The sequence below is a fragment of the Gordonia sp. w5E2 genome (genome assembly GCF_036540975.1).
In the GTDB taxonomy this organism is placed as follows: domain Bacteria; phylum Actinomycetota; class Actinomycetes; order Mycobacteriales; family Mycobacteriaceae; genus Gordonia; species Gordonia jacobaea.
In genome coordinates, this window is the sequence record NZ_CP144213.1 from 691,945 (window position 1) to 705,767 (window position 13,823).

Below are 13,823 nucleotides of genomic sequence, written 5' to 3' on the forward strand. Positions count from 1 at the left end.
CTAACCTATGCGGTGAACCCGCTCGGAGGGCCGTCGTCGGCGACGGTCGGTAGCGTTGGTCTTCGAAGCCGATTTGGACCAGCGAGGGGAATTCCCATGTCGCACCACAACTCTGGGCCGCGGGCCCATCAACTTCCCGAAGCCGACATCACCGACATGTACGCGTTCACGGTCCCGGGAGCGCAAGGTCGTCTGGGCCTGGTGCTCAACCTCGTGCCGTGGACGCCCCCGAACGGACGCTTCTCGGATGCCCTGATCTATCGGTTCCGCATCCGCCCGATCACCGTCGACGCGTCCGAGCCCGCGCTCTTCTCGGCGGCCGACGCTGAGGCAGAGGTCGCCATCGACTGCACGTTCACCACCCCGGACGTCGCCCAGACCGGCACCTGCACGGTGTCCGTCGGTGGCAACCCAACGGGTACGTCGGTCGCGTTCGCAGTCGACGACGAGGCGGGCGGTGCCACCGACGGGGTGCGCGCCTTCGGAGGCCCCCGGTGGGATCCGTTCTTCAGCGACGCAACCGCGCTGGTCAACACCATCTCGACCGGGAAGCTCTCGTTCACCGACCACGGCAGCATCCTCGGTGACGGCAAGAACGTGATGAGCATCGTCGTCGAAGTAGATCTCGAGCCGCTTGTCGGCGACGGCAGCATTGTCGCCGTCGTCGGGGAGAGCGTCATCGGCGGCAAGATTACGGTCCGGTGGGAGCGGTTCGGTCGACCCGAGTTCGAGAACGCGATCCTCGGCATGAAGAACTACGACACCGTCAATCGCGATCTGGAGATCCGCGACCTGTTCAACGCCGAGGACGCTTTCGCGCTCGGCCCCGACTACCTCGGCGCCTACCACGCGCGGCTGAACGCCAACCTCGCCTACTGGGACGGTCTCGACGGCAACGTGGACTGGCCGGTCGACGCCGACGGCAACCACCCGCTCGCCGAGATGCTGCTCGCCGACTTCATGATCGTCGACGCGTGGAAGCCCTTCGGCGACAACACTTTTCTCGAGATCGAACGCGCCGTCCGCGACGGCCGACCGCACGAGACGATGGGCGGACGCTCGCTCAACGACGACTGCATGGACACCCTGTACACCTACCTCGTCAACGCTGCGAAGGGGCCGCGCATCAGCGATCACGTCGACGCCCCGACCCGCCTCGCAAGTGACACGTTCCCGTACCTCGCCCCCGCCAATCCGAATCCGCCGGAGGCGCCCGGGTCTCACTGAATCGCGACAGGTCATCTGGAAGACTCGGTGCCATGCCCTTGAAGCCCGGTGCGCCGAGTCCCGTCTCCAGTCTGCCCAACCTGCGCGACCTCGGCGGCTACCGCGGGCACGGTGGCAGGGTCGTCGTATCCGACCGGCTGTACCGCTCGACGGATTTCCGTTCGATGGCTACGGCCGATCTGCCTACTTTCGAGAGTCTCGGTGTCCGCACGATCTACGACCTGCGTTCGGAGGCCGAGCGGACCGCACTTCCCGATCCGGCGCTTCCCGACGTCGCCGACATCCACCTCGACGTCCTTGCCGATTCGACAACCGCGGTGCCGGCAAATCTGCAGCAGTTCTTCTCCGACCCGGAGACCGTGAAAATGGCCTCGCGCGAACTCGCGGGGGGTAAGGCCGCCGACGCCATCGCTGCCACGTACCGCGGAATGGTCTCGCTACCGAGCGCTGTGCGCTCCTATCGCGGCTACTACCAGGGGCTCCTCGGCGAATACGACGGGCCGTCGCTCTTCCACTGCACCACCGGCAAGGATCGCACCGGCTGGGCTGCGGCGTCGCTACTGGCGCTTCTCGGCGTCGACAAGGACGACATCTATCACGACTACTTGCTGACCAATGAGCGTCTGATCCCGGCGTTGAAGCCGATCTTCGACGACTTCGCCGCTGCGGGCGGCGACCCGGACGTCCTGCTCCCAATCCTCGGCGTCGACCCGTCCTACCTCGACGGCGCGTTCGACGAGGTACGGCAGAAGTACTCCGACATCGAGGGTTACTTCGTCGCCGGACTCGGGTTCGACGACGACGCGCTCACCACGCTGCGCGACACCTATCTCGTCTCGGCCTAGCGAAACACGATGCAGGTGGTGCTACCGTGCGCGACCAGCCTGCCGTCGGCCGAGAACACCTTGCCCTCCGCGGTGGCGGTGCGCCCGCCGACGTGGATGATCTCGCCGACACCGGTGAGTTCGCCGTCGTCGGTCTGCACGGCACGGATGTAGTTGACCTTCAGTTCCAGCGTCGTATAGCCCGCGCCCGCGGGGAGTGTGGTGTGGATTGCACAACCCATCACAGAGTCGAGCAGCGTCGCGCAGATGCCGCCGTGGACGGTGCCGAGCGGATTGGCGAAGTCGGGCTGCGGGGTGACGGCGAAGCTGACCGAACCCTCGTCGACTCGGACCGGGCGCATGCCGAGCAGGCGTCCGATGCTCGGGCGTGCGTCGTCGGGATTGTCGGCCCAGGCGCGCAGCAACTCCAGTCCGGACATGGTTGCGGGGTCGCTCGGTGCTGCTGTATCAGCGGTGGATGGCTCCATGACTATGTATCCTTGCATAGAAGCAATCAACTATGAAGACCTGCATAGTCGAGTTCTGGGAAAGGCGGCGTGACGGTGGCTCACGATGACGGGGAACTCGGCCCGCGAGACCGGATGATCGTCTACGCCGCGGATCTGATCGGGCGAGACGGCGTACCGGGGACGTCGATCGGCGACGTTCTCGCGGCCAGCAAGGCGCCACGCGGTTCGATCTATCACCACTTCCCGGGCGGGAAGTCGGAGTTGATGAACGAGGCCGTGCGGTACGCGGGGGAGTTCATCTCGTCGCGAATCGCCGACACCCACGCGGGTTCGGCCGCCGACGCCGTGGTCTCTATCGGAGACGTTTGGCGCAAGATGCTGGTCAGCACCGATTTCCAGCGCGGCTGCCCGGTGCTCGCGGGGGGACTCGCCCGGCGGGCCGAGCCGACGATGGCCGACGAGGCAGACGAGATCTTTCGACGCTGGCGCCACCAGATCGCGGCACGCCTCGTCTACGAGGGAGTCGACGACGCGCGCGCCGACTCGCTGGCGAATCTGATCATCGCGGGTATCGAGGGGGCCGTCGGACTGTCGATGACCCAGCGCAGCGTCGAACCTCTTGATCTGGTGATCGATGAACTCTCCCGACTGTGTGAATCCGCCGTGGTCGTGGGCTGAAACAGCCCACCGCGTCGACCGTCGCGGGCAATACTGCCCACCTCGGGCCGGAGGTCTCTACACGGTGTTGTGCGCCACATAGTAGGTTCTCCCACAGGCCCGGGCAGATTGTTGCTACCCGGGCAAGCTTGGGGGGAGGGAATCGTGACGCCGGTGTATCGGGAGGCGCTGGGTTCCGACTTCGACAAACTGCACCCCAACGTCGCGTGGCGGTATTCGATCGACTCGACGTCGGGTGTGGCCCAACTCGGCAGCGGAATCTACGAGTCGGTGTACGTATCGTCGGCGCTGCCGCCACCGCTCGTCTGGTTCTACGCCAAGCGAAACGCGTTCCCGGCGCGGTCGAGCCGAATGGTGCCGTTCACCCAGAACCAGTACTGCTACGTCGACGAACTCGGCCGTGAATCGTTGGCCGTGCTGCGCACCTTCTCCTACACCAACGGCGACCGCGCGCTGAACTCGCTTCTGGTCGACGGCAGGTCCGGACTCGTCGACTATTTCGGCGACGGCCCGGACCTGCTGTGGCCCATCGAGCCGTCGGTGACGCGGGCCGGCGAACTGCTTCTCGAGAGCGGGCCGATGCGCTGGCTTGGTCGCGGACCCAAGGTCGGGATGAAGGGCATGTTCGCCACCCAGATGAAGTACATCGAGGGATGGGACGACGAGCATGAGCGCTTCCGCTGCGACGCCACGGTCCGGAATCCGGTCGTCGGCGAGGTCATCCACTTCCGCGGGTGGTTCACCGCCGTCGACGTCGCCTGCGGTCTACGTGATATCCCGGACGAGGCGTGGCCGCTTCGCCTCGTCGACCGCGAGCATTGACGTCATCCCGATCACACGCACAAGGTAGGTTGCTCAGCATGGCCGTCTCAGCAAAGACCGAATTCGATATCGCCGCACCGTTATCGGTGGTGATGGAAGTCCTGATGGACATCGAGTCACTCCCGGAATGGTCCGGCCCCCACAAAGCAGCGCAGATCGTCAGCACCCACGATGACGGCACGCCGGACGAGGTCTCGATGACCGTCAATGCGGCAGGCATCAACGACGATCAGTCGGTGAATTACTCGTGGACCGACACCACCTGCGAGTGGACGCTGATCAAGTCGACGACGCTCTCGGAGCAGCAGGGCAAGTACACGTTGACCGATAACGGCGACAGCACGCACGTCGAATTCGAGTTGCTGGTCGACCTCAAGATCAAACTGCCGGGACTCATCGTGAAGCGGGGGCAGAAGGTCGCCGTCGACACCGCGCGCAAAGGCTTGACCGCCGAGGCGGAGCGTCGCGCAAAGGCTTGAGCCACATAGCTTTTCGTACTTCCTGACAACGACGCCGGAGTCCCGAGAGAGGGGACCCGGCGTCGTTTCCTATCCGTTACCTGAGAACGTGGGTTGCGCGGTATTCCTGATGGCGGTTGCGGGGTACGCTGATCGGGCTGCCCGCGTCTGCGTGACGCCCGATCGTCTTCTGGAGGCCAAATAAATTGCGTATCAACACTTTTGCCGTCCGTGTCTTCGCCGTCGTCTGCGGAGGTGCGGGATTAGTTGCCGGGTTCGCGCTCGGTGGCGGTGATGCGCATGCGGGCACAGAATGTAATGCCGCCAACGGCTCTTCGGTACAGCACATCTCGGGCACGAGCGGTTGCGGTGCGCGCGCGGGAGCAGGCAGCTCGGCAAGCGCGACCGACGCTTCGTCGAGCGGCACCGCGGTGGCAGTCGCCGACGGTGGAGGGCATGCCCGCGCACACAATCTGCAGCCGGGATCGACGGCGCTCGCGGGAGCCAACTCGGGCGGTAACGCCTACTCGGTCACCACCGGCCCGGGCGCGATGTCGATCGCTCAGGCGCGTCGCGGGAGCAACTCGGTCGCCGTCGGCGGATGGGGCGGCCAGGCGGTCGCGACGGAGCAGGGCGTCTCGTGCTCCGGCGGGTTCGCGGCGGCAGCCGACTCGGGCAGCGGCAAGGCATGCCTGCGCTCGGGATCGATCAGCCTGCGCAACTGAACGTCTTCTTCGACTGAACCCGCGCTACTGAAGTCTTGAGTACCGGGCCGACTGCCGACGCTCCCAACGGGGTGCGTCGGCAGTCTGCATTTCGGGACCAACGCCACGTTCTCGCCGAAGCCGAGTTCACCTCATTGCCACGCGGTGTTTGCCGGATACGCATATCTTTGGGTGGTGACCGAGTTACACGATCTCGAAGCCGTCGGCCCCGATTTCAGCAAGTTGAACGGACGTGAGGCCCTCCAGCAGCTCGTCGATCTGAAGGACACCACGCAGTTCACGGTGAACGACGATGACGACGACGACCCGATCCTCCTCACGCTTCCCGAGCGCAATGTGGTGGACACCTGGCGTGAGGATTACCCGTACGACGAGCGCATGAGCCGTCGGGAGTACGAGATCACCAAGCGTCGACTGCAGATCGAACTGTTGAAGATGCAGAAGTGGTCCAAGCAGACCGGCCAACGTCACCTGTGGCTCTTCGAAGGACGCGACGCCGCGGGCAAGGGCGGCACCATCAAACGTTTCAACGAGCACCTCAATCCGCGCGGCGCGCACACCGTCGCGTTGGAGAAGCCGAGCGAGCGTGAATCCACGCAGTGGTATTTCCAGCGTTACGTGCAGCATCTGCCCGCAGGCGGCGAGATCATCTTCTTCGACCGGTCCTGGTACAACAGAGCGGGCGTCGAGCGGGTCATGGGATTCTGCACCGACGAGCAGTACGACGAGTTCATGCGACAGGCCCCCGGATTCGAGAAGATGCTCGTCGACGACGGCATCAGCTTGATCAAGTTCTGGTTCTCGGTCACGCCGCTCGAGCAGCGCACCCGGTTCGCGATCCGACAGATCGACCCCGTCCGGCAGTGGAAGCTCTCGCCGATGGATCTGGCCTCCCTGGACAAGTGGGACGCGTACACCGCGGCCAAGGAGACGATGTTCGAGCGCACCGACACCGACCACGCGCCGTGGACCGTCGTGAAGAGCAACGATAAAAAGCGTGCCCGCATCAACGCGATGCGCTACGTGCTGTCGCTATTCGACTACGAGGGCAAGGACGAAGAATTCGTCGGCCAGCCCGATCCGCTGATCGTCGGGCGTGCCCGCGACCTGGTCGGGGAGTGACCGCCGCCGAACGCACATCGAGAGGTCAGCATCGACCGGTAGCGTCATAGCCGTGCGAACCTTCCTCAGTGGTCTGGCGACGATCGTCGCGGTCGTAGCCATCGTTCTTGCAGTGCCCGCTGTGTGGATCAGCGAACGAATCGTCAGCGACGACGGCTTCAGCTCTCTGATCGAGCCGGTCGGTCACGACCAGGCGGTCAAGGACTACCTCGCAGGCCAGATCACCGACGAGATCGCTTCGCGCACGTCGATTTCGGGAGCCGAGTCCGTCGTGCGGCCGCTCGCAAACGCCTATACCAACAGCTCGCAGTTCCCCGCCGACTTCGCCGACGTCGCCAAGCAGCAGCACCAATGGCTGTTCGACGAGGCGTCGGACCCGAATGCGCCGATGCAACTCGACATCACACCGATGGTCAACCGCGTGCTCGCGAGCGCGCGTGTCGGTGTCACGGTCTCCGGCTCCATCACGATCCCGGTCTCCAGCGGCAACACCGGGCTACACGCGGGCGCATATCACCGGGCGGGCGAGCAGATCACGACGATCGGCAAGGTGTCGGTGATCGTGGGGATCATCGCTGCGGTCATCGCGTTGCTCGTGGCAAGGCGACGCGGGACCGTGATCGCGTGGCTCGGCATCGCGGCGGTCATCGCGGGCGTGGTGTGCTGGGCGGGCGCGAATCTCTACGGGGCATATGTGAAGAACGACCTCTCGTCGTCGGAGAACAGCGCCAAACCAGTCGCCGACGTCGTGATCGACACCATCTCGCAAGAGCTGCAATGGACCGGCGTGATCTCGATGCTGGTGGGTGCTGGCATCTTTGTGTTCGGCGTCGTGGTGCGTCTGGTCTTCGGCGGAAGGCGTTGACCTTCTCCAATGCGGGTGCCGGCTTCTCCACCCCGCAGCGCGCTCCCGACGTCATCGACGACGTCGTGCTCGCCGACGGCACCCGCACGCCGCTGCGGATCTTCGTCGCCGACTCGGTCGCCCCGACGCCGCTGATCGTTCTGTTTCCCGGACTGGGAACTCCGGCAAGCTACTTCGACCTGTTCGCCACCCGCTGCGCCGCCGCCGGGGTGTCGGTGGCGTGCGCAGACCTGCGCGGGCAGGGGGCAAGCAGGCCGCGCCCGTCACGCGCCAGCGCGTTCGGCCAGCAGGAGATGGTTGTCGACGACGTGCCGTCGGCAATCGCCGTCGCCCGACGGCAGGTCCCCGAAGGCCCGCTATTCGTCGCCGGTCACTCGATGGGCGGACACATTGCGTCGCTGTATGCGGCGCGGCAGGCGCACCTCGGCGCCGACGACAGTCATCGACTGAGCGGCCTCATTCTCATCGCCTCCGGTGTGCCGTTCCACAGGCTCTACCGCGGCGGCTCGGGTCTGCGGGCCTCGTTGGGGCCGCTCGCGATGTACCGCATTTCGCATGCTGTCGGCTTCTGGCCGGGAACGGTCGTCGAGGGCTACGGCAGGCAGTCCCGCGTGCTCATCCGCGATTGGACGTATCTGAACAGGCACGGCCGATTCAGTCCACGCGGTGCCGACATCGACTACGAGGCCGCTTTCGGAGAGATCGACATCCCGGTGCTCGCGGTGACGATCGGCGCCGACGCCGACGCACCGCCGCAGGTCATGGGCGCCATGACCGCGAAGTTCACCCGCGGCGCCGTCGACCATCGGCACATCGCAGCACCACTCGGGCACAACCGTTGGGCGCGCGATCCGGCCGCGCCTCGCCTGGTCTGCGAGTGGCTGCACGAGCTGTGAGGTTCCTCCGAGGATGACCTCGGTCAGCGTCGATCGCGGGCGCAGTAGCCTTCGGTGCGTCACACTTGACCACGATGACGCAGGCAACCGGTGACACGACGACGAGCCGGCGACCACGACGTGTGGCCGCCCACCTCGTGTCGTGCCTCCGCAGCGCACCACTGACGTTCCTCTGGCTCGCGGTCTTGTTGGCGACGACCATCGCGCAGCACCTGATGAGCCCGGCCGACCTCGATCGCGTGCTCGGCGCACGCTCGACCAACCTCGAACACCTCACGCACGATCCGATCCACGTCCTATGGACCAGCCTGTTCTGGATCGACGGCGCGTTCTGGCTGCCCTGGGCGGTGGCCTTCTGCATCTTCCATGTGCCCGCCGAGCGGTGGCTTGGCTCGTGGCGCTGGCTCCTCGTCGGAGCATCGGCGCACATCATCGCGACGTTCGTCAGTCAGGGTGTGCTGGGGCTCGCCATCCACGAGGGCGTCCGCAGCGCCGACATGATCCACGTGCAGGATGTCGGCGTCAGCTACTTCTTCGCCGGGGTCGTCGGAGTACTCACATATCGGATCGCGCGACCCTGGCGATGGATCTACCTCGCGGGAGTGTTCATCTACTACGCCGTTCCGGTGATCACCGACCTCAGTTTCACCAACATCGGCCATCTGAGCGCCGCGCTGATCGGGCTCGCGTGGTACCCGATCACGCGCGGACGCGGCGAGGCGTGGGACCCCGTCGCCTCGGCCCGTCGGCTGCGTGAGCGTTGGACGCGTGGACGGCAACGCGTGACGGACTGAACGCCGAGGCGCACCCGCGCCTACGAGCCGTCGTCTCTAGTTCTCGCCTTGTTTCTCCGTCTCACCCAACGTCTCCCAGAGAAACTCGTAGGCCAGCGCCGACTTGTATGCCGCCTGCTTGTTGTCGGCGGCGCCGCCGTGGCCGCCCTCGATGTTCTCGTAGTAGTCGACGGTGTGTCCGTTTTCTTCAAGCCGCGCAACGAGTTTGCGCGCGTGACCCGGGTGTACGCGATCGTCGCGAGTCGAGGTCGTCACAAGGATCGGCGGGTAGTCGACGTCGCGTCGGATGTTCTGATAGGGCGAGAACGGCTCCATGAACGCCCACTCCTCGGGGTCTTCCGGATTGCCGTACTCGGCAACCCACGACGCTCCCGCGAGCAGAAGGTGGTAGCGGTACATGTCGATCAGCGGCACCTGGCAGACGAGTGCACCGAAGAGCTCGGGATAGCGGGTGAGCATGACGCCCATCAGCAGTCCGCCATTCGAACCGCCCTGTGCACCAAGCTGTTCCGGAGTCGTGAAGCGTCGAATGACCAGGTCCTTCGCAACGCTGGAGAAGTCCTCGTAAACGAGATGGCGTCCCGCCTTCTGCGCCACGGTGTGCCATGCGGGGCCGTACTCGCCGCCACCACGGATATTGGCGATCACATAGATGCCGCCGCGTTCGATCCATGCCCTCCCGGCAACCGTCAAATAGCCTGGGGTGAGAGCATTTTCGAAGCCGCCGTACCCGTAGAGCAGCGTCGGCCCGCTCGTGACGTCGGTACGTCGAACGACGAAGTAGGGGATGAGCGTGCCGTCGTCGGACGTCGCGAAGTACTGCTCGGTGGTCACTGCCGATGCGTCGAAGAACTCGGGGCTGTGCTTGATCACGGTGGCGTCGTCGGAGCCGATCGTGCCGTGCAGCAGGCTGGGCGGTTCGGTGAACGACGTGGCCGACCAGAAGACTTCGTCGCTGTGATCGGGGTCGGTGTCGAGCACGGAAATCGTTGCCAGGCCCGGTAATCCGGCTATCTCGACGGGCGACCAGTCGCCAACGGTCAGCACCGTGATCGACGTGTGTACGTCGTGCAGCGTCGTGATGATCAGGTAGTTCTTGGTGAACGTGAAGTCGACGAGGCTGGTGTGGCCATCCGGCTCGAAGAGCACTGTGGCGTCGCGGTTGCCGTCGAGGTAGGCCTGATAGTCGAACGTGAGGAGCGTGCCGGGCGCGTACGTCGGACCGTCGGGACCCGTCGGCGACCATTCCGAGCGCGTCATGACCAGCAGCCAGTCGCGTCGTACGCCCGCGTACGCGTCGGTGGGTACGTCGATGAGGACGAGCTCGCCGTCACGGTTCTCGAAGAGCAGAGAGTTGAAGAAATCCGTTGCGCGAGAAACAAAATGACGTTCGTAGCCGGGGGTGTCGTCGTAGACGGCTCGGATCGAGATGTCCGACGGTTCGCCGGTGAAGACGGTGACGGCGTCGTCGAGAGGGGTGCCGCGCGTCCAGCGTTTCGCGATGCGCGGGTATCCCGATTCGGTCAGCGAGCTGTGCCCGTCGGGTGCGGTACCGAAGTCGGTGCCGACGTAGACGTTGTCCTCGTCGATCCAACTCACCGTCGACTTGTTCTCGGGGAGCGTGAATCCGTCGGTGACCCAGGTGCGTGTGGTGAGGTCGAATTCGCGCACCACCGCGGCGTCGGCACCGCCGCGCGACAGCGAGATCAGCACTCGCCGATAATCGGGGCGCAGCGCCGTCGCGCCCTTCCACACCCAGTTCTCGTCCTCGGACTTGGCGAGTTCGTCGACGTCGATCAATACGTCCCACTCGGGATCGTCGGTGATGTAGGAGTCGAGGGTCGTGCGGCGCCACAGGCCGCGCGTATTGGTGGCGTCGCGCCAGAAGTTGTAGAGGTAGTCGCCGCGGCGTCGAACGTAGGGGATGCGGTCGTCGGTGTCGAGGGCTTCGAGGGTCTGTTCCTCGATCTCGGCGAAGCGCTTCGACGCGGTCAGCCGGTCGACGGTCGGGGCGTTGTGCTCGCGCACCCAGTCGAGCGCGGAGTCGGAGGTGACCTCCTCGAGCCACAGGTAAGGGTCGGTGCTCTCGGATGTCATCGGTGCGCAACCTCTCGTCGGGGACGTCTGGCGTGGTCGATCGTCCGCTCACACGGACCTACTGGCCAAAATAGCGCGCCCGCGTATTCGGGTCGGCGCGCTGCTGGTCGGCGGTGTCGGCAGCGTGTCGATACGGTCAGGCGTGGATAGGCTCGAGAGGGTGAGCCGTTCCGTCGAGCACGTGTCCGCCCCTGTGCGTCGCAGTGCAGAGCCCGATCAGATCTCCGTGCGCGGGGCTCGGGTGAACAACCTGGCCGATCTCGACGTCGATATTCCGCTGCGCGCGCTGGTGGGAATCGCGGGGGTGTCCGGATCGGGGAAGTCGTCGCTGGCTCTCGGGGTGCTGTACGCGGAGGGGTCGCGGCGCTACATCGAGGCGCTGTCCACCTACACCCGACGCCGCATGGCGCAGGCAGCGCGCGCGAACGTCGACTCCGTCGAACACGTACCCGCGGCGCTCGCACTGCGACAGCGACCCGCGCCACCGGGAGTGCGTTCGACGTTCGGTACGTCGAGCGAGTTGCTCAACGTGCTGCGCCTGATGTTCTCGCGCCTGGCGTCGCATCGGTGTCCCAACGGCCACTACGTGCCTCCGACGATCGACGTCGCGGCGGAGCGACCGTTCTCCTGCCCGGTGTGCGGCGCACAGGTCGATGCGCCGGGCGCCGAGGATCTCGCCTTCAACTCGCGCGGCGCGTGCCCGACGTGCGGGGGGACCGGCGTCGTACGGACTGTCGACGACGACGCGCTCGTCCCCGACCCCGACAAGACCCTCGACGAGGGCGCGGTGGTGCCCTGGAACATGTTCGGGTTCAACGTGCAGCCCGCTATCGCCCGCGAGTTCGGCGTGCGCACCGACGTGCCCTGGCGCGATCTCACCGACGACGAACGCGAGATCGTGCTCGACGGACCGGAGGAGAAGAAGCACATCACCGTCACGTCGAAGAAGGGCGTGCACGACCTCGACTTCACCTTCCGCAATGCCCGGCTCACGGTCACCGAGGAGCTCAAGCGTGCCGACAACGAGAAGCGGCTGGCTCGGGTGAGCCGTTTCCTCACTGTCGGAACGTGTCCCGCATGTGACGGCACACGACTGAGCGACGCTGCGCGGGCACCACGGATCGGCGAAGACAATCTGGCGGATATCACCGCGCTCTCGCTCGACGATGTACTCGCCTGGGCGCCAGGGGTTCCGGCGACACTGCCGCCCGAGATGCGGGAAATGGCACAGGGACTCGTCGACACGCTGTTCGGTATGGCGCGGCGGCTCGTCGAGTTGGGACTCGGCTATCTCACCCTCGACCGCGCGGGCGCCACGCTGTCGACGGGCGAACGGCAACGCGTACAACTCGCGCGGGCGGTGCGCAATCGGACCACCGGTGTGCTCTACGTGCTCGACGAGCCGTCGATCGGTCTGCATCCCGCGAACATCGAGGGTCTGCTCGGTGTAATGAACGACCTTCTCGCCGATGGCAATTCGGTGGTCTTCGTCGACCACGACGTGCAGATTCTGCGTCAGGCGGAATGGCTCGTCGAGATCGGACCCGGATCAGGAAGTGACGGTGGCAGGGTCATCGCGCAGGGAACGGTGTCGGCGGTTTCCGACGACCCGGATTCGCGCCTGGCCGGATTCCTCACCGGCGCAGAGGAAGTGGTGGTTCGTGCGCAGAGTCCGCGCGACGAGGTGTTCGCGCTCGGGACATTCCATCTCGAGACGTCGGCGATCCACACCGTCGAACCGCTGACCGTCGACATTCCGCGTGGTCGGCTCGTTGCCGTCACCGGGGTATCGGGCTCGGGCAAGACCACGATGGTGCTCGAGTCGTTCGTACCCGCGCTGGCGGCGTTGTCGACAGAGCCTGCAGGGCGGCTCCCGCGCCACGTCGTCGAACTCGATGTGCCGGAGCTGCCCTCGGGCAAGAGATTTCATCCCCAGGTGGTCGACGCGACGCCGATCGGAATCAACGTACGGTCAACTGTCGCAACTTATTCCGGTGTGATGGACGATCTCCGTCGGGCCTACGCCGACACCGACACCGCACGTGCTGCGGGTTTGACCGCTTCGGACTTCTCCTACAACACCGGATCGCTTTCGTGCCCGAGATGTGAAGGTACCGGCGAGGTCTCACTCGACGTACAGTTCCTGCCCGACATCGACATCGTGTGCCCCGAATGCAAGGGAAGCAGGTTCGCGCCGCGTGCGAGGGAGTTCACCCGCGACGGAGTGTCGCTTCCGGAGCTGCTCGGCTACACGATCCGCGACGCCGCCGCCGCAGTATCGGGACTGGCGCGAGTGATTAAGCGGCTCAAGGCTCTTGACGAACTGGGACTCGGCTACCTGACGCTCGGCGAATCAACCCCGGCGCTGTCCGGCGGCGAGGCACAGCGTCTGAAACTGGTGAACCAGTTGCACCGCGACCAGTCCGACACGGTGTTCGTCCTCGACGAGCCGAGCGTCGGGCTGCATCCGCTGGACGTGCGCACGCTGCTGCAGGTGCTGACCCGACTGACCGAACGCGGAGCGACGGTCATCGTCATCGAGCATGACCTGGACGTGATCGCCAACGCCGACTACGTCATCGACATGGGGCCAGGGGGCGGCGAGGCGGGCGGTCGGATCGTCGCGTTCGGAACGCCCGGCGAGGTCGCGAGCAGTTCCGCGTCGATCACCGGCCGCTACCTCGCCGAGCACCTGCGGGGCTGAGGGGTGGTCTCGACAAGCTCGACCAGCGGATAACGCTCGGCCGGCGGTGGTCTCGACAAGCGGTGGTCTCGACAAGCTCGACCAGCGGTGGGCGCTCGGCCGGCGGTGGGGCGCTCGACCAGCGGATAACAGCGGCGGGTG

13 protein-coding genes are annotated in these 13,823 nt (G+C 65.7%); 11 read left to right on the top strand and 2 right to left on the bottom strand.

Features of this window, described 5'->3' with window-relative positions; translation table 11 throughout:
* Positions 1-96 precede the first annotated feature (96 nt).
* Both RND64_RS03060 and RND64_RS03065 read left to right on the top strand, forming a co-directional pair.
* Complete coding sequence (locus RND64_RS03060) at positions 97-1,227, top strand: DUF4331 family protein (protein ID WP_049697610.1); 1,131 nt, start codon at positions 97-99, stop codon at positions 1,225-1,227.
* A 32-nt stretch (positions 1,228-1,259) separates the two neighbouring features.
* Positions 1,260-2,072 carry a tyrosine-protein phosphatase gene (locus RND64_RS03065; RefSeq protein WP_049697611.1) on the top strand — a complete coding sequence of 271 codons (813 nt, stop codon included), beginning with the start codon at positions 1,260-1,262 and terminating at the stop codon, positions 2,070-2,072.
* On the opposite strand, the gene RND64_RS03070 is transcribed toward RND64_RS03065, so the two are convergent.
* Positions 2,069-2,557 carry a PaaI family thioesterase gene (locus RND64_RS03070; protein WP_049697612.1) on the bottom strand — a complete coding sequence of 163 codons (489 nt, stop codon included), beginning with the start codon at positions 2,555-2,557 and terminating at the stop codon, positions 2,069-2,071. The genes RND64_RS03065 and RND64_RS03070 overlap by 4 nt on opposite strands.
* A 96-nt stretch (positions 2,558-2,653) precedes the next feature.
* Between RND64_RS03070 and RND64_RS03075 the strand changes: the two genes are divergently transcribed.
* The 8 genes from RND64_RS03075 (at position 2,654) to RND64_RS03110 (ending at position 8,881) form a co-directional block, all read left to right on the top strand.
* A complete protein-coding gene (locus RND64_RS03075) occupies positions 2,654-3,199 on the top strand; it encodes a TetR/AcrR family transcriptional regulator (RefSeq protein WP_235434296.1) in 546 nt (181 codons plus the stop codon).
* Positions 3,200-3,343: 144 nt separating this feature from the next.
* Entirely contained in the window at positions 3,344-4,021 is a 678-nt protein-coding gene (locus RND64_RS03080; RefSeq protein ID WP_049697614.1) for a DUF4166 domain-containing protein, read from the top strand.
* A 38-nt stretch (positions 4,022-4,059) separates the two neighbouring features.
* Positions 4,060-4,500 carry an SRPBCC family protein gene (locus RND64_RS03085; RefSeq protein WP_049697615.1) on the top strand — a complete coding sequence of 147 codons (441 nt, stop codon included), beginning with the start codon at positions 4,060-4,062 and terminating at the stop codon, positions 4,498-4,500.
* A gap of 185 nt (positions 4,501-4,685) precedes the next feature.
* Positions 4,686-5,204 (top strand): DUF6764 family protein, encoded by a 519-nt coding sequence (locus RND64_RS03090; protein WP_049697616.1) that lies wholly within the window; start codon positions 4,686-4,688, stop codon positions 5,202-5,204.
* A 174-nt stretch (positions 5,205-5,378) separates the two neighbouring features.
* Positions 5,379-6,326, top strand: a complete 948-nt coding sequence (ppk2, locus tag RND64_RS03095) for a polyphosphate kinase 2 (RefSeq protein WP_049698008.1) — start codon at positions 5,379-5,381, stop codon at positions 6,324-6,326.
* Between the two features lie 52 nt (positions 6,327-6,378).
* A complete protein-coding gene (locus tag RND64_RS03100; RefSeq protein WP_049698009.1) occupies positions 6,379-7,191 on the top strand; it encodes a hypothetical protein in 813 nt (270 codons plus the stop codon).
* Positions 7,188-8,087, top strand: coding sequence for an alpha/beta fold hydrolase (locus RND64_RS03105; protein ID WP_235434282.1), 900 nt, complete (start codon positions 7,188-7,190; stop codon positions 8,085-8,087). Before RND64_RS03100 ends, RND64_RS03105 begins: the two co-directional genes overlap by 4 nt.
* 74 nt (positions 8,088-8,161) lie before the next feature.
* Entirely contained in the window at positions 8,162-8,881 is a 720-nt protein-coding gene (locus tag RND64_RS03110) for a rhomboid-like protein (RefSeq protein WP_235434283.1), read from the top strand.
* A 36-nt stretch (positions 8,882-8,917) separates the two neighbouring features.
* Here the strand turns inward: RND64_RS03110 and RND64_RS03115 are convergent, their stop codons facing one another.
* Positions 8,918-10,978: a prolyl oligopeptidase family serine peptidase gene (locus RND64_RS03115; RefSeq protein ID WP_049697617.1), complete on the bottom strand. Its 2,061-nt coding sequence runs from the start codon at positions 10,976-10,978 to the stop codon at positions 8,918-8,920.
* A gap of 160 nt (positions 10,979-11,138) precedes the next feature.
* Between RND64_RS03115 and RND64_RS03120 the strand changes: the two genes are divergently transcribed.
* Positions 11,139-13,682, top strand: coding sequence for an AAA family ATPase (locus RND64_RS03120; protein ID WP_053117362.1), 2,544 nt, complete (start codon positions 11,139-11,141; stop codon positions 13,680-13,682).
* Positions 13,683-13,823: the final 141 nt, after the last annotated feature.